General features: G+C 59.7%; 18 protein-coding genes and 2 pseudogenes. 3 read left to right on the top strand and 17 right to left on the bottom strand.

Features of this window, described 5'->3' with window-relative positions; genetic code table 11:
* Window positions 1–65: 65 nt before the first annotated feature.
* The 8 genes and pseudogenes from ACX80G_RS03435 to ACX80G_RS03400 form a co-directional block, all read right to left on the bottom strand.
* Window positions 66–1,664 (bottom strand): FG-GAP-like repeat-containing protein, encoded by a 1,599-nt coding sequence (locus tag ACX80G_RS03435; protein ID WP_459305724.1) that lies wholly within the window; start codon window positions 1,662–1,664, stop codon window positions 66–68.
* A gap of 69 nt (window positions 1,665–1,733) precedes the next feature.
* Window positions 1,734–2,207: a Tad domain-containing protein gene (locus tag ACX80G_RS03430; RefSeq protein WP_459305607.1), complete on the bottom strand. Its 474-nt coding sequence runs from the start codon at window positions 2,205–2,207 to the stop codon at window positions 1,734–1,736.
* Window positions 2,207–2,650, bottom strand: coding sequence for a hypothetical protein (locus ACX80G_RS03425; RefSeq protein ID WP_459305605.1), 444 nt, complete (start codon window positions 2,648–2,650; stop codon window positions 2,207–2,209). The genes ACX80G_RS03430 and ACX80G_RS03425 overlap by 1 nt, the downstream gene beginning before the upstream one ends.
* Entirely contained in the window at window positions 2,616–3,065 is a 450-nt protein-coding gene (locus ACX80G_RS03420; RefSeq protein WP_459305604.1) for a TadE/TadG family type IV pilus assembly protein, read from the bottom strand. The genes ACX80G_RS03425 and ACX80G_RS03420 overlap by 35 nt, the downstream gene beginning before the upstream one ends.
* Window positions 3,037–3,228 (bottom strand): hypothetical protein, encoded by a 192-nt coding sequence (locus ACX80G_RS03415; protein ID WP_459305722.1) that lies wholly within the window; start codon window positions 3,226–3,228, stop codon window positions 3,037–3,039. Before ACX80G_RS03415 ends, ACX80G_RS03420 begins: the two co-directional genes overlap by 29 nt.
* 91 nt (window positions 3,229–3,319) lie before the next feature.
* The gene (locus tag ACX80G_RS03410; RefSeq protein WP_459305602.1) at window positions 3,320–4,261 is read right to left on the bottom strand and encodes a type II secretion system F family protein; all 942 of its coding nucleotides are present in this window, start codon (window positions 4,259–4,261) and stop codon (window positions 3,320–3,322) included.
* Window positions 4,258–5,115, bottom strand: a complete 858-nt coding sequence (locus tag ACX80G_RS03405; protein WP_459305601.1) for a type II secretion system F family protein — start codon at window positions 5,113–5,115, stop codon at window positions 4,258–4,260. The genes ACX80G_RS03410 and ACX80G_RS03405 overlap by 4 nt, the downstream gene beginning before the upstream one ends.
* Window positions 5,112–5,369 (bottom strand): annotated as a pseudogene (locus tag ACX80G_RS03400) (CpaF family protein); the annotation flags it as partial. The gene ACX80G_RS03405 and the pseudogene ACX80G_RS03400, both read right to left, overlap by 4 nt.
* A gap of 123 nt (window positions 5,370–5,492) precedes the next feature.
* On the opposite strand from ACX80G_RS03400, the gene ACX80G_RS03395 reads away from it, so the two are divergent.
* Together ACX80G_RS03395 and ACX80G_RS03390 are read left to right on the top strand one after the other, a co-directional pair.
* Window positions 5,493–5,666 (top strand): hypothetical protein, encoded by a 174-nt coding sequence (locus ACX80G_RS03395; RefSeq protein WP_459305599.1) that lies wholly within the window; start codon window positions 5,493–5,495, stop codon window positions 5,664–5,666.
* 120 nt (window positions 5,667–5,786) lie between these two features.
* The gene (locus ACX80G_RS03390; RefSeq protein ID WP_459305598.1) at window positions 5,787–6,131 is read left to right on the top strand and encodes a hypothetical protein; all 345 of its coding nucleotides are present in this window, start codon (window positions 5,787–5,789) and stop codon (window positions 6,129–6,131) included.
* On the opposite strand, the gene ACX80G_RS03385 is transcribed toward ACX80G_RS03390, so the two are convergent.
* From ACX80G_RS03385 to ACX80G_RS03355, 7 genes are all read right to left on the bottom strand, one after another.
* Window positions 6,124–7,410 carry a hypothetical protein gene (locus tag ACX80G_RS03385; protein ID WP_459305596.1) on the bottom strand — a complete coding sequence of 429 codons (1,287 nt, stop codon included), beginning with the start codon at window positions 7,408–7,410 and terminating at the stop codon, window positions 6,124–6,126. The two genes, ACX80G_RS03390 and ACX80G_RS03385, sit on opposite strands and share 8 nt — an antisense overlap.
* A gap of 565 nt (window positions 7,411–7,975) precedes the next feature.
* On the bottom strand, window positions 7,976–8,452 hold the full coding sequence (locus ACX80G_RS03380; protein WP_459305595.1) for a hypothetical protein: 477 nt from the start codon (window positions 8,450–8,452) through the stop codon (window positions 7,976–7,978).
* Window positions 8,452–8,715 (bottom strand): hypothetical protein, encoded by a 264-nt coding sequence (locus tag ACX80G_RS03375; RefSeq protein WP_459305594.1) that lies wholly within the window; start codon window positions 8,713–8,715, stop codon window positions 8,452–8,454. Before ACX80G_RS03375 ends, ACX80G_RS03380 begins: the two co-directional genes overlap by 1 nt.
* Before the next feature lie 146 nt (window positions 8,716–8,861).
* Window positions 8,862–10,508 (bottom strand): hypothetical protein, encoded by a 1,647-nt coding sequence (locus ACX80G_RS03370; protein ID WP_459305593.1) that lies wholly within the window; start codon window positions 10,506–10,508, stop codon window positions 8,862–8,864.
* Between the two features lie 48 nt (window positions 10,509–10,556).
* A complete protein-coding gene (locus ACX80G_RS03365; protein WP_459305591.1) occupies window positions 10,557–10,787 on the bottom strand; it encodes a hypothetical protein in 231 nt (76 codons plus the stop codon).
* Window positions 10,788–10,929: 142 nt separating this feature from the next.
* Window positions 10,930–12,312, bottom strand: coding sequence for a DNA primase family protein (locus ACX80G_RS03360; protein WP_459305590.1), 1,383 nt, complete (start codon window positions 12,310–12,312; stop codon window positions 10,930–10,932).
* Complete coding sequence (locus ACX80G_RS03355) at window positions 12,309–12,584, bottom strand: hypothetical protein (RefSeq protein ID WP_459305588.1); 276 nt, start codon at window positions 12,582–12,584, stop codon at window positions 12,309–12,311. Before ACX80G_RS03355 ends, ACX80G_RS03360 begins: the two co-directional genes overlap by 4 nt.
* Between ACX80G_RS03355 and ACX80G_RS03350 the strand changes: the two genes are divergently transcribed.
* Window positions 12,569–12,742 carry a hypothetical protein gene (locus tag ACX80G_RS03350; protein WP_459305586.1) on the top strand — a complete coding sequence of 58 codons (174 nt, stop codon included), beginning with the start codon at window positions 12,569–12,571 and terminating at the stop codon, window positions 12,740–12,742. The genes ACX80G_RS03355 and ACX80G_RS03350 overlap by 16 nt on opposite strands.
* Window positions 12,743–13,643: 901 nt before the next feature.
* Here the strand turns inward: ACX80G_RS03350 and ACX80G_RS03345 are convergent.
* Both ACX80G_RS03345 and ACX80G_RS03340 read right to left on the bottom strand, forming a co-directional pair.
* On the bottom strand, window positions 13,644–14,552 hold the full coding sequence (locus tag ACX80G_RS03345) for a recombinase family protein (protein ID WP_459305720.1): 909 nt from the start codon (window positions 14,550–14,552) through the stop codon (window positions 13,644–13,646).
* 96 nt (window positions 14,553–14,648) lie between these two features.
* A pseudogene (locus ACX80G_RS03340) lies at window positions 14,649–15,056 on the bottom strand (recombinase family protein); the annotation flags it as partial.
* Between the last annotated feature and the right edge of the window lie 18 nt (window positions 15,057–15,074).

The raw sequence follows: 15,074 nt of genomic DNA, 5'->3' as shown, positions 1-15,074 counted from the left end.
GTATTGTGCAGCTCAACGGGATAGGCGGCGTTGTCCGCCAGTTCTTGCGGGGACGAGTGTGGGGGTCAGAAGATGAGGTTCAACCCATTCCACCCAGTGCCCACCTGTACTCGGGGCAACCAGGCGCCGGAGCCGTTCCCCGGATACAGCCACAGAACTCCCCGACTGTCCCGTGCCAGGACATCGGCTGTGCGGTCGCCGTTGAAATCACCTGCGCTCATGACCGCCGTCAGGGAGTTCCAGCCGCTGCCGACTCGAACCCGCTGCAGCCATCCGCCCGCGCCGTTGCCCGGATAGAGCCACAGCTCGCCGGTGGTTCTGACCCGGGCGAGAATGTCAGCGGTGCCGTCGCCATTGAAGTCTCCTGGACCGACGATACTGTTGAACGCGTTCCAGCCGGTGCCAACCCTGACCCGCGGCAGCCACCCCCCGGTCCCATTGCGGGGGTAGAGCCACAAATATCCGGTGACCCTTTCACGGGCGAGGACGTCGACCGTCTGATCACCGTTGAAGTCTCCCGGACCGACGATGCTGTTGAAAGCATTCCAGCCGGTGCCGACCCTGACCCTCGGCAGCCACCGCCCTATACCGTTGCCCGGGTACAGCCACAGGTCTCCGGTGGCAGTTTCGCGCGCCAGTACATCTGCAGGGCCGTCGCGGTTGAAGTCGCCGGGCGTCTCCAGAGCGTTGAATCCTTGCCACCCTGCCCCAATCCGGACGCCACCCCATGCAGTGCCGTTCCCCTTCCCGGGGTACATCCGCAGGTCGCCCGTCGCGGTCACACGGGCCAGAATGTCGTTGTTCCAGTCCCCGTTGAAGTCTGCGGTGGAGCGGGACAGCGTCGATGCGGGGATGGCCAGGGGTGTGAAAGCGTACGGCTCGCAGGTCCGGTCGTAGTCCCGGGTGTCGTCGTACCACTGTGAAAGGTAGACCCGGCCGCCGGAAAAGCTCGGCTGCTGGCACCGGTCCAGCGCCTCGTTCGGATAGTCAAGCCGCCCGGCCGTGGCCCACACAGGCACCCCCGGAAGCTTCCAGGATCCAGTGATCTCGGCCCACCCCGAGGTATAGGAGTAGAGGCCATAGGAGAACCCCGCATCGCGTAGCCCGCGCATCAGACCCTCGATGACGAGCCGGTTATCGCGTTGCTGCGCCGTGGTACTGACGGGCCACGGCTGAGCAGGGCGAGGTTCGACGTCGATCCACACCACCGGTGGCCGGAAGCCGATCCGGTTCATGCTGGCGATGGCAAACCGCGCTTCGGAGTACCCCACGTTGGAGAGTCGACCCGCACGGGTATTGCTGGTCCACGGCCCCCGGGTGCCATAGGTGCTCAGCTGGGCGGCAGTGGGAAACCCGGCCATGGCGTAGCCGTGGCTCTTCTTGTTGTGGGTCTTGGTCCAGGTGACTTGACTGGCCAGGCATGGGTTCTCGGTGAACGGCAAACCCCTGGTCAAGCCGACGACGACGAATTGGGTTGAGAGCGGCGGCAGAGGCAGGCCGAAACCGCCGACTGCTGGCGGGCATTGGGGCCAGGAAACATCGTGACCGAATAAAGGAGCTGCCTGGGCGGGTGGTGCGACTGTCACGAAGCCGAACAGAAGCGCCAGCGATGCGACAACTGCCACTACCATCCGCCGGAGCGAGCGAACCACCATGCGAACCACCTCATCCAACGTCACCATTTTACCGCCATTCACCGGAAAGAGCGCTGCTGATGCGGAACAAATCTGCGGTCAGCGAGTGAGCTCGGATCGGGCGTCGGCCGTCACCACGATGGGTATCCCGGCGGGTACCAGGAAGTTCACTATCGGCGGGTGGACGACGGCGGTGAGCACCACGCGTGCGGTCCTGCTGTCAGGCGCACCGGTTGCCGGGTCCACGGTCAGGCCGTCGAACCGCGCCCCGGATCCGGTCAGGTCCAGGTATTCCTGCACCGTGGACCTGACGGTTCCCGGGTCGAGCTCCGGCACCGGTGCGGTTGCTCCCGGCAAGGGTTCGGCCAGTCCGTAGGTGTCTGCGGCGGTGAGGGCTGCGCCGTCGGCCACTGACAAAAGCTTCTGCCGGTCCAGGTAGACGGCCGAAGCCCCCAGCACCACGGTGATCATCAGGAGAGTCAGCAGCACATAGCCAATCACCATGACCACCACCTGCCCGTTTTCCGGGTCAGGGAATTCGCTGTCCCGGCGGGACTGAACGAGCCGTCGCATCACTTGAATCGTTCCACCAGTTGAGTTGCTGTTGCGTCGACGGCAACCGTTGAATCCCCCGCCCCGCGGGAAGCAGGCATGAACGGCAGGGAGATGCCCAACCGTACCTCGACCGTCACGCTTGAACCGGGCGTCAGGCAGTCACCGGTGCAGCGGATGTTGATCTCGGCGGCTGAGGGATCGAACCCGAAGTCGCCCAGCACCAAGAGGGCGGCCTGACGCGCCCGAGGCGCGGCCTGGGCCGTTGATTCCTCAGTGACATAGATCTTCGCTGCCTGATCGGCGGCGCCGACCACCGCGAAGGAACCTGCCTGGAGTTGACCAAGAGTCAGAACGAAATAGATGACTGGCACCAAAAGGACAAGGCCGAGGAAAACAAACTCGACGACCGCACTCCCGCTCTCCTCGTCATTCGTCGGCAGGCTGTCGGGGAAGCGCCGCATGGCCGGTCACCTCCAACGCACCCGCGGGACCGATCAAGCCAATGACTGGCAGCGGCGCCCGCACAGTCACCACCAGCATGGACAGACCGTCGCGGCTGACCTCGCCAACCGAAATGTCGTCGGCGTAGCCGTCGCTGAGGGCAGCAGAAATGATGGATCCGGTCCGCTGTGCAGCATCACCAGCTGATCGGTCGGCCAGAGTTCCGTACCGTGCACCTGACGACGCCGCGTCGATGAGGGTGTTGCGAACGTGGAGCACCAGGGTGAGCTGGATGACCGCAATGAAGATCACCGACAACAGTCCGCCGATCAGGGCGAAGTCCACCACCGCTGCGCCGCGCTCGGAACTGGTTCCTTTGCAGGAATCCACCTGCACGACCGGCCGCCTAGGGATTGACGCGACTGATCGCATCATTGAACATGTTCTCCAGCGCCGGGCCGGCGAGAGCGAGCAGCGCTGCCACCAATACCGCGGACATCAGGGTAATCATGACCCAGCCGGGGACATCCCCCCGCTCCGGTGGGTCGTCGTCAACGCTCGTCGCGGCCCTCGTCACCCGGATCAGGACGAGCGCCAGTAGCAGGTGAACTGCGGAAAGAATCCGCTGGGAGGGTGTGGTCGATTTCACGGTGTTCCTCTTCTGTCGGTTCTGGTATCTGGCCGGACAATCACAGACCCAGGCTGATCAGTGCGATGCCTGGATACACTGCAAAAAGTACTGTCAGGGGAAGCACACCGAATACGAGGGGCACCATCATCGCAATCTCTTTTTTCCCCGCGGATTCCATCAGCTCCCGTTTGGCCACGTCACGAACATCCTGCGCCTGCGCGCGGAGGACATCGGCCAGCGGGGTGCCCCGTTGGACGGCAACGGTGATGCCATCGACAAAACGCACCAATGGCGTGAGCCGGGTGCGGCTGGAGAATTCCTGAAGCGCTGTCATCAGGGGCATTCCCGCCCTGGTCTCGGCGAGCACCCGCTCAAATTCACGGGCAAGTTCACCGTTTCCGGTGCGGCAGATCCGTTCGAGCGCACCCGAGGCGCTCTCGCCCGCGCTGACGGCGAGCGCCATCAGCTCGGCGAGGCTCGGGAACTCGGCCAGCATTCTCGCCTCGCGGCGCTTGATCTGCACGGCCAGGACGTAGTCGCGGAGCGCGTAGCTGCCCACCGTGCAACCGACCACCACCAGCATCGCTGGTATTGGTTCGATACTGCCGGAGACCGCGAGTATTACCATGAGGCTGGCGGACACGCTGAGGCCCAGCGCAGCCCAGAGAATTTGCTCACCGCGGAAGTCGATCACCTGCTGGTGTTTCCCGGCCTGCGCCAGCCGCCTCGCCAGCACCGCCGACGCCGGATTGAACCGGCCCAGCCAGCGAACGACGTCGTTCATCACGGGCCGAACGATCCGCTCGAGCGGACCGAAGGGGATGAGCGCCCCCGGTGGACTGTCCAGCAGCCGGGATCGGACATCCACCGATCGCAACTGCGGTGCAACGCGGTCCACGAAGCGGGTCGGCCGCAAAACGGGAACCCGAACGAGCACCAGCCAGAGACCGACTCCGAGGGACGCACCAATCAGCATCGCGAGCGCCTGAACGTCAATCACCGCAACACCCGCTCGTCCTCAGGAAGCGCCCCGATCCTGAGCATCAACCGGTAACAAACCACCGAAACCACCAGACCGCCCACCAGCACTGCGGCCCCCATGGGAGTGTTGTAGGCCCTGACCGCTTCCGGACGGGTGGCAAGGAGCATCAACACCAGCCAGGGAGCGGCAACGGCGAGGCGCGCAGCATTGATGGTCCAGGATTGGCGGGCCACAAGTTCGCTTCGGGTACGCGCGCTGTCCCGAAGAAACTCGGCGAGTGTCCCCAACAGACGTCCCAGGTCGGAGCCTCCTACCTCACGAGTCATCCTCAGCGCCTCGATGATGCGGTCTGCCACGGGGTCGGCCAGCCTCGCCTTCAGCCGTCCGAGAGCATCATCGAACCGTGCACCCGCCCGATAGTCGATCCCGAAGGTAGTGAAGGCCTGCCGCAGCTCCGCTGGACCCTTCTCACCCAACTGGCTGATCGCTTCCGGCAAGGACAGGCCTGCGCGAATGGCTGATCGTAGGTGATCCACGACGTCGGGCCAGAGTTCGCGCAGGGACTCCGCCCGACGATGGGCCCGCCACCTGACAATACCCAAGGGGACAAGAGTGCCAAATAGGCAGAAACAGCCAGCGATGGGAGGAGACCCGGTGACAATCAGAACTGCTAGGAAGACCAGCGCTCCGACGCCGAGGGAGGATGCCACGAGGCCGCCGGCCGACACTGCTTCGATGCCGGCACGCAGCAGCAGTTCTTCGACCCGTCGGCTCCTCCGGTGGGCGCGCGTGCCCCTGGCGGGTTGCGCCCAACAGGACCACCAGATCAAGAACAGACCAGTACCGAGCACCGCTCCGACGACGGCGGTCACGGGACCGCCTCCAGAAGGCGGGCAACCTGAAATCCGGCGTTGGCAAACTTTTCCGCAGCAGGCATCGCCGTTGCTGTGACCGCCAGGTCACCGTCGATCCGCCGGAAGATGGTCGAGGATTCGATGATCCCGTTCTCCACCCGTCTGCCCAGGGACAGAATTTCGGTGACCCGTCGTCGACCATCGCGGAGGCGTTCGCAGTGGATCACGAGGTCGATGCAGGACGCGACAGTCGGCACCACAAAAGCGCTAGCACATAACGTCGAAGCACTACCAGAGTATGAACGGGAGTCAGAGTTACCCGTTAGGATCACCACATCCCGCCTGGGATGGATCAATCGCCAACGCAACACCACTACAGGAACAGGGTCTCAGCCATGAATACCACCATCGCCAAGCCACGCAAGACGGTCCAGCAGTTCTTCCGCTTTGCCATCGAGATGGACCGCAAGCCCTCGGATCTCCTAGGAGAACTTGAGCAGACACACGGACCTCACTGGCACGAAGATGACGCAGTATGGGTGGAACTGGCTGTCCGGGCATCCAAGTAGCGCGACCACCCGCCTAGTAGGGGCGAACACGAAGGCCCAAGCGACTGTAAAGGTTGCTTGGGCCTCTCACTGTCATCGCGACCCTCAAACTGTCACCGCTCCGAACTATGGTCTTGTGCCGTGGGAGATAGCAAGCGGTACGGCGCCGGCTACGTCGATAAGTGGATAGACGGCTGGGTGATGCGAGAGGAACCCATGATGCTCACCGCCGCCGAACTAGACCTCGACCGGAACCCATCCCACGACTTCCCAGAGCCACGCCGCGTCTATGCCTGGATCCGCTATCCATCTAGAGCTATTCAGGTGAAAGCTCACGCCGTCGCTTGGACTCGGACAGCGGTGAAGATCCGATTCGTTGAGCCCAAGGTTCAGACCCAGCGGGAAGGCTGGGTCTGGACCAACGCGGTGAAGCTAGCGACTACCGGGAGACAGAAAACAACTGATGACCAAACTCAAATCACTTAGGAGTAAGTCGTCCGATTGCCTCGATAATTTGGGTTAGACCTGAAACCGGGACAGTATCCTCGTCCGCCTTATTCGAGAGTTGCGTGACGTAGCTCTTCCCGAAGGCTCGATCAATCAGCTCAAGACGAGCGGTATCCACGTCTTTTTGCTCAGCCACAGTAGCGAGGAATGGACCGAACGTTCGGAGTTCCATTTCCATTCGCTTACTCGCCGTCGCTTCATTAGAGAAACGCCCGCCAAGTCTTATAGCAACGGTAGCGGCAGAGCCAGCGAGTACGCCAAACGAAAGTCGTAGAACAATTCCCGGCCATGAGGTGTCCGACAAGTCGCCTGCCTCGGTCAATAGGATCCCGAATGGCACTGCCGCAGCTATCAAAAATAGAAAGCCCAGGACGAAAAGTCCGAGACTAATCCAACTGGAGCTTGCGGCCTGCTTCATGAAGTGCTGCGCCAAAGTGTCAGCAGCCGAAAGACTGGTTAGCTTTTCATGCTCCGCAACAGTCGCCTTTAGGCTTTCCAGCTCCTCGTCTGCACGCTTACGTTTGGCTGCTATGGCGTCGAAATACTTCTTGTAGTCGTCTCGCCATTCGGCATCGATGCCCTCAACCCAGTCTTGAAACATCTCGGAGTTTTTTTGCTTAAGTCCGTCGATGGTGGTCAGACCGTTCTGCACCACTTCATCGATTCGTCCACTAGCTGCTTCGATCTGTATAGATACCTTCCGACCGACCGTCTCCAGATCTGAGAGGGCGCTACGGACTTCATCTGCCCGCTCATCTCCAGCTTCCTGAAGCTTGTTTAGATGACGTATAACCTCGGCCTGTTTTGACTTGCGCGCTTCAAGCTCCTCGGCCTGCCTTTCGAGAAGATTCTCGAATAGCGTGGACATCTGATTGACTTGACCGCCTTTCGCATACCGACGCGGCCAGGAAGCCATATAGAACAACATGGCTTCAGCCTGTGGAACGGCTTGCGTAGTCTGTGCGCGATGCCCAGCGGTGGCGTGTCGGTATGCGAGCATTTCGTTCACTTGGGTGACGTAGGGAAGCGGCGTATCAAGCATCTGCTGGGTAAAGAATGCTGCGTAAACGGTCCCCATGTCCTGGTGGCTCATTACATAATCCATGATGAACTGGATCCGTTCGAGCTCCTTGCTTTCAACATCGTCCAGCGGCTCGATTTCCCTCGCTCGATCCAGTGCAGTCCTCGTTGCTGCCCATATCTGGTGTGAATCGAATTGCTCGCGCTGCACAGCGGCCTCCCCAATAGTGTTGTGCACGTGAGACTACCGCAGAGCAGGTTCCAAGCTACGGAACTGAAGCCATTGAGTTGGAGGCAGTGCCCGGTTTCCCCCCCCCTCTCACCCTCGGGTTCGCTCCTTTGGCGCAGCGCAAAAAATATCCCCCCGAGGTTTCTTTTCCACAGACGGACAGTGCCTAAGCCCAAAATTGCCCTCTATTGGACTCATGACCTATGGGTGTAAGAGGCAACTAGAGAGATAGGCACTATGGCGTAGGCGTGCCTTGTGGGTGGGCAGGTGGGGGGCCAAGGAGTAAGCGTTGGATCCCCTGTGGAAAAAATGCCATGAGTGAGGATCTAGCTACGCCGGAGGGACGAAAAAGGGGTAGCGGAAGGGTGGCCTGGGGTGTCACGCTGCCGTAGAGAGCCGCTTTACGCGCACGTGAGAAAGGTTTGGATATCGTACGCACTGTCAGGCTCTATGCCGCTAGTGCCGCCGTTATGGGGGCGGGAGGACGCCGAATCGTTGATCTTGTGGTGATGATCGGAAAGGCCAGGTTGCCGCCCTGTTGATGAGGACGGCAACCTATCGATCCTTCTGGGGGTTAGGTGGTGAGGTCGGCGATAGTGGCGGGCATTTCGCCGATCAATTCGGCGCACCTGTCCACGCCGCTCTCGCCCACGATTTTGGATCCTTCGGAGTTGAGCCAGCCGGCGAAGTCGAAGTCCGCGTACCGCAGGTCAGGGATGGCCGGGCCGTTGTATGGGACTCTGTTCGCTGCGTTTTGCGCTCCTGAGCGGAGGGTATTGCGGGCGGCTCGGGAGACGTGCCAGCCCAGGTATCCGTCCCATGCGGTAGTGAAGTCGCGGGCTCGAAGTGCCGCTGTCGCCACTGTCATGGCCGTTTCGCCTTCGGCGACCAGTGCTACCTCAAGTTCTTGGTATCGCTCGAGCAGGTCGTGGCACCAACGGTCTTGTGCGGTGGTGAGTTGATCCTGCCAGCGAGCGGCCTCGACCAACTGATCCTGCTGGCGGCTGGCTAGTTCACGGGTGAGTTCGTCGGTGGAGAGCTTGACGTTCATCAATTTGCTTCTTTCTGTTCTGCTGCGGATTTCGCGGATTCGAGGTAGCCGAGTTCGAGACCGGCGCCGGCAGTGCGCACCGCTCCGTCAGGGAGACTGGACAGGTGTTTGTAGCGGGCCTGCGCTTCGGGTGTCCACATGGCGGCAACGGCGGCGAGGGCAGGCGCGGATTCGATGACAGGTGGGGCGGAGCCGTCCCGGCGGGCGGGTGTGAGCGTTCCGTACCCTGATGCGAGGCGTTCGGCTGGTGTGGGGTCTGTCATTGTCTTATTCCTTTTTTTCGTGGGGATGGTGAATTGGTAACCGGTGAGCCGTTGCTCGCCGGTGAGTGTGGTGTGATGCCGCTTAAGGCGTGGTCAATGAGTTGTTCCACGCTGTGGCAGGTGCAGGTTTCCGGCATCGTGACTCCTTAGATGCTTCGCAGGCGAATGTCGGCTATGTCAACGATTCCGCCCGACACTCTGCCGACAGCAACAGTGAGGTCGCCGGTAAAGTTGGCCGGGATGGTGATTGGCTTGCGGACTTCGACCCAGTTCGGAGACGCGGCGAGAGTGTGATCCTTTGATGCTGTAATGCCGGTTCCGGTGGCGGCAGTTCGGACGACAGCCCCAGTGCCCGCACGAACCTGATAGACGAGTTCGCGTGTTCCGCCGAGAAACGCTTCTTTGCGGGAGAAGCCGATAGCCTGAGTGATCGGCGTCCCAGTCGTTGTCGTGGCGTAAGTGATGCCGCTGACAGTAGTAGTCGCCCATGCGACAGTGTTCAGCCAGCCAGTAAATGCATCCTTGAAGTAGCCGTTGCTTATCAGATTGTGCCGGTAGTCGGATTCCGGGTCAGCCAGCAGCATCCCGGTAGGCGTGAGGACTTCAATCTGCCCCGAATCACGGAGCGCTGCGACATTCGCGAACACTTCGTCAACCTGGGCGGTCGTCATATTGCCGACCGTGTCAACGTTCGCCGAATGCAACATCAGTTGAACACCCATTCGTGAGTTCACTGCCCCCCGGATTACACCGTCAACCCATGCCGGTGTCTGGGCATCAATCGTCGCGTGACCGAATCCAATAGGCAGATCCGCTGGCAGTGGACGATACAAGCCGGGAATGTAGCCGCTCACCGCTGCATGGTAGGCGAGTACCAGTTGGCCCGCGTACGTGTTCCAATGCTGCTCAAGTGTTTCGGCCGGCGCGTATCCATCGAACCCGCCAGCAGCAACGCCCGGTGGAGCCCAGCCTTCAACAATCAGGGCAGGCATCCCAGCCTTCAACTCATCCAATGCGGTGACAATCTCTTTGAAGATAGGCTCTGGGCCGGATGCGCTGGCGTGATCCCTGCCGTGGTTCCAGACTTCCCCGCCGTCGTTGATGCACCACCCCGAGAGTTCGAGGAAACTGGATGTATTGCCGGCATTCGCCAGTTGGTTCGAGTTCGTAGCCTGCGACCAGGGGATGCCGTACTTTCGCAGGATCGGAAGTACCTTAGTCTCAAAGTTCGTCAGCCCGTGATCGAACCGGAAGGAAACGGCAGACTTACCACTAGTGCCGATAACCCCGCCACGCCGAGCCTTAAACGCTGAAACGAGCATCGCACGGTGAGACTGCGCTTCGCCGGCGTGGAGCTTGTCAATCTTGTCCCACTTAGTCCATAGCCCGGTTGAGCCCTGGGAGCGGTAGAAAATACCAGCACCCGCATATCCGACGAACAAATGTGTCGCTGCTGGAGAATTGGGATTCTCACTACTCCCGACAATCAGCCGACCCGCGATGTCGCCGGGGGCGTTGGTGAAGTTTTGGCCGGTATAGGGAACCGGATACGAACCAGTCTCGGTTAGCGTGTTCCAGTCCGTGTTGGCCGCGATGAACGGGCGGGCGAACTTCTTAGCCGCCAGTTCAGCGTCCGTGTAGGCCTTGGAATCTGCTGTGGACTGTCCCTGAGAACGCCCGAGCGCGTCATCGGTAGCGATCTGTATTGCGCGGGTGTCAGCGACTGTTGCTACCTGCTGATCGCCCGCAATGGTTAGCAGGCCTTTGGTGCCAATAGGAATCAAGTTGGGCATTAGATAGCCTCTTTCACAGTTGGGGTGGTGCACTGGTCGGTCATTGGTTTATTCGCTCTCTGGGTAGATGGTCGGTAGTGCTGGCTCTGAGTTGCCAGCGACATCGGTAAGGCCGTTTCCGTTACGGCGGTTCAGCTCATAAGCGGTTCTGAGCGTCGATAGTCGGGCTTCGGCGATGATTGCCCGGTTCATCCATGTGCGGGCGTCCTTGTGGGCTCCCTGGGCTTTATCGCGGAACGTGTCGGCCAGTTCGATGTACTGATCTTTGGAAAGTTTCATGCTGGAAACGGATTTAGTGCCGTCTGGGACGCATTGGACAGGTTTTCCCGGCGATTCCCTAGAACCATTTCCCGTGAGAATCACTGGGACTATCTGTCCCATCTGTCCCGATTGAGTGTTTTTCCTAGTCAGAGCCATTTCTTTAGTCCTCCTCGATTTTTGCTGCGAGCCCAATTCCGACGTATCCGCGAGAGCCGGCAACCTTGCCCGCCGATACTCCTGGGGTGCGTTTGATAAGTGATCCGAATGCTTTCGCGGTGATTTGGGGCTCTCCGTTTTTCCGCGCCCATTCGGTGTAGGCGTCGAATAGGACAGCGGCCTTGGCACTAGCTGCGGGACTGATGACACATTCGTCTCCGGCAAACGCGCTCACTGGGTCGTTCTCCTGCCGGTAGCTGGAGTCAGCATTGTTCACAGCATCTGGTGCAGCGAGCCCTATCCGCTGGTACTGCCTGAGTCCTTCGACTGCCCAGACGAGAACGGCGTCAATCTCTGCCGAAATGCGGGCATCAAGGGTCGGATCTTCCTTCCCGATGAATGACTCGGTGAAGGGGACGACTCGGATCCTGGCCCATGCCGCTTCTGAGTCGGCGTCTACCGCTGGGAGGTCATTGGTCAGCATGTAAAACGAGTGGCTGGGCTCAAACTCCACGAAGTCTCGGCCCATGAACTTTGCTGTGATCGAATCACCACCGGTCAGCGACTTCATTAGCGATTCATTCATGCGAGCGCCTTTGTCGAGTTCCGACATCTCGGCCCAACGAGCACCACGTAGGACCATCATCGAGGCAAGTTCCCCGGCTGACTTGTGGCCCTGCCGCCCGGTAATCAGTAGGTCATTTGTCGCAGTGACGGCGTAACTGCCGAGTGCGGCTTTCATGGCTCGGGCAATGACGCCTTTACCGTTCCGGCCACTACCGGTAGCGATGACCAGGACATGCTCGATGACTTGTCCAATGAGTGCCAGTCCCGCGTACCGCTGGAGGAATCCCCGTACCTCTGGATCGGGGAGGCTGGAAGTAAGGAATTCTCGCCACGTCTCGCCGCTTGCCGCTGGATCGTAGGACGCGCCAGTGATCTTCGTCAGCATGTCCGCCGGATCATGTGCCCGAAGTTTTAGCGTGTGTAGGTCCAGGGTGCCGTTTTGGCAGTTCAACAGATGCGGATCCATGTCCACGTGCTCGGCAAGGAGTTTTGTGGATGCCAGCGACAGGACGCCGGCACTGCCTGTCGCCGTCATGCTTGCACGTACGTCCGATGCCAGCTCTGCACTGTGCTGGGACTCAGCCCAAGACAAACGCAGTAGTTCTTCCAGCAGTGCGTTTGTCTTGGATGCTCGGATGTCGGGAGCCCAGCGCTTCCCATCCCATGCGTGCCAGCCAGCACCATGAACGTATAGCACTTTGCCTCGGCCAAACTGAGCGTAGCGAGAGGCAATGCGCTGGTGGGATCGTAGGCCCTGGTCTTCCCAAACTGGCGGCTCGGGCTCGAATGTCTCGGCGAGGAAGTATGCGGGGGTCGTCACTTGGCACCACCGCCGACGGTCTGGGGATAACGTGGGTCGCCGTCGCGTGGGATATAGCTCGATCCAGGTTCCCGGCGGTAACGCTCGACTTCCATTGCCGATATGGTCGCGGGGATAAAGGCATCGAGCCAGGTCTGATAGTGCTCTTTGGCATAAAACTTCGACGCGGCGAGCTCTGCCCGGTCCTCCTGGGACTCCTCAGTAGCCTTGATGCCTTCCCGATACCCCGCCGCGTACATCTCCAGGCAGTTGTCGCATGTCCGGGCGCTCACAGGGCTTCACCGCCCATAACTGGGACCAAACGACACAGCACTATTTCCGCTTCATGGCCGGATGCTATTGCCCTGTCGGCGGCACGCTGGGCGCTTTTGACGGTCAGGAAGACGCGGCGTCGTTGCGTGCCGTGTCCCGTATCCACAACGACAACTAATGCGCCGGCAACATGAAGTTGAGCGCCCGTGTAATAGTCGGTAGCGGCGGGTACAATTGGGGTATCTCCGCAAGAGATTTCAGGCCGTCCAGCTCCCCCGACTGGGCGGCTTTCTCGTGGGTGCCTCATTTAGAACCACCACGTAGAAGGACGGATACACGGTCCAGCTGTTCGGGGGTGAGTGGCGGCGCTTGGCTTACTGTGCGCTGTACGTATGCTTCGAGGTTCGCGACGGCCAATTCGCGACGCGCATTTTCAATCTTGACCGGATCGCCATTGCGTGTTGCTACACCTACTGCGGATCTTGCTTTCAAAACCTGAGAGGGCATAAAAATAGCTCCCTATGAGAGGCAACAAACGTTGCTTTTCACTGGGAGCTGTTAGGCTACTTCCCCCTTATGAGGGCCCTGCATTGGCGGAATCCGAGGCAACCGCAACCATGTAATCACAACAGTACCAGAACAACTGGCTTAGGTTCTTATTTGAACTATCGGGCGTGTCCGCTTCGCTCCTGCCAGAGCCTTTAGCGTGGCCGTGAGCATCCATACATTGTTACGTGTCGTGAGTGTTCCGCATGAAGGGCAAGTAAGGCGCAATGGCGCAGCAGGCTCGTCCTTATGCTGAATTCCCCAATGCGGGCGGTCCTTCAGCCCTTCGGGCATTACGTATAAGAGCTTCACTTCGTCCTGCTTGACCCCGAGAGACACAGAATAGCCGGTGAGATGGTTTGCGCACTTGAGTGGAATATCAGCTACCCGGCCAATAGATTTTTTCACCGCAGACTGAACTAAACTCACAATACGGGTGTCTGTCGCGAGCAGCCTGTAATCAGTATTCTTTTCGTCGATTGCAACGAACCACCCATCCATAAAACTGGTTCCGGGCTTAGTATATTTGCCACTCATAATGCTTTCCAATCAATACGGATCCGCTCGGGATCAAACAAGCGAGGTGCCGACTTCTTCACCGGCTGAACATAGATAGTCATTAGCGCGTTGATCACTCCGCGTCTGTCCTCTATGTCTGCGCCGTTCCACCATTCGCGCACCTGTTCCAATGTTCCCGTGCGTCCGGCAAGGGCGCTAACGTGGCGCAAATTTCCTATCTGATTTTCGACCGCTTCAAGATCCACGTTTATGCGGGCACTGATGATGCCCATTTGCTTAGCCGTTATGGAACCGTCAGCGAAACTATTCGCCGCTTCGTCGAGCCTGGAACGTAGTGTGACTGCCCTCTGGCGTAGCTCTGCCGCGTCGTCATCTTCCCTGTGGAAAGCTAGCCCTTCCGTGTTCTCCGAACGGCTTAGAATACCGATCACCACGTGCCCTATCAGGGCTTCGACAGGCGCGGCATTTTGGAACGTATGCCCTTCACCTTGATTCTGGCATTTGTAGTAGTACACCTGACCATGTGCTCCGCTTCGGCTCGATGTTTTCATGGGTTGATCGCATTTACCGCAGAGCATGAGCCCCGCCAGCAAGTGCTTTATCCTGTTGCCGTTCTGCGTCAGCCGCGATGGGTTTCTGAGGGTGCTAGTCACGGCCCGCCATTCGTCCTCAGTAATAATGGGAGGAAACACGGAGGTTCCAACAATGTCACCGCGATAGACCGATAGGCCCGCGTTGGTCGGGCGTAGAAGCATGTTCCGTACTGCGGTGCTGGTCCAGCGCTGGTCGCGCCGGGTCGGTATCCCCCGCTTGTTTAGATCCTTGACGATGAAGCCAATACTGCGTCCCGCCATAGATCCTTGGATAGCCTTTTTGATTTCTGTGGCTTCCGGTTCCTCGATAATGGGTTTGCCGTCGATCATGCGCCATCCGAATGGAACCGGGCCACCACTGAAAGCCCCTGACTGTGCAAGCTGCTGCTTTTTCCTTACGATGCGTTCGCTTTTGTGTTCTGACTCGTACCTTGCCCATGCTCCAAGTGTTCGAGCTACTGCCCTGCCAGATGGTGTGGAGAGGTCAATCTCCCCCGCTTTGACGGTATGGGTGACTATGCCGCTTTTTTCGGATGCGTCTATATACGTTTCGAGTTCACGCGGGGAACGATGGAGACGGTCTGTATGCCATGTGAGAACACCCTTGATGCGCCCGGCTCCCATTTGCGCGAGCAAGTTCTCGTACTCCGGCCTCTTTTTCCCGGAGTAGGCGCTAATGTCGTTGTCCACGTACACGCGAGTAACGTTCCAACCAAGGGATTCAGCGAGTTCCCTGCAGTCCTGCTCCTGGCGCTGCACACCGAGGCCAGCGCCTTCCCTATCGCGGGAGATGCGGCAGTAGATCGCTGCGGCCGTCTTCGTTGTGGTTCCCATGTTCTAAGTCTACTTTCT

Source organism: Arthrobacter glycogeni, from assembly GCF_054510815.1.
This window is presented reverse-complemented; position numbering and strand designations above follow the sequence as displayed.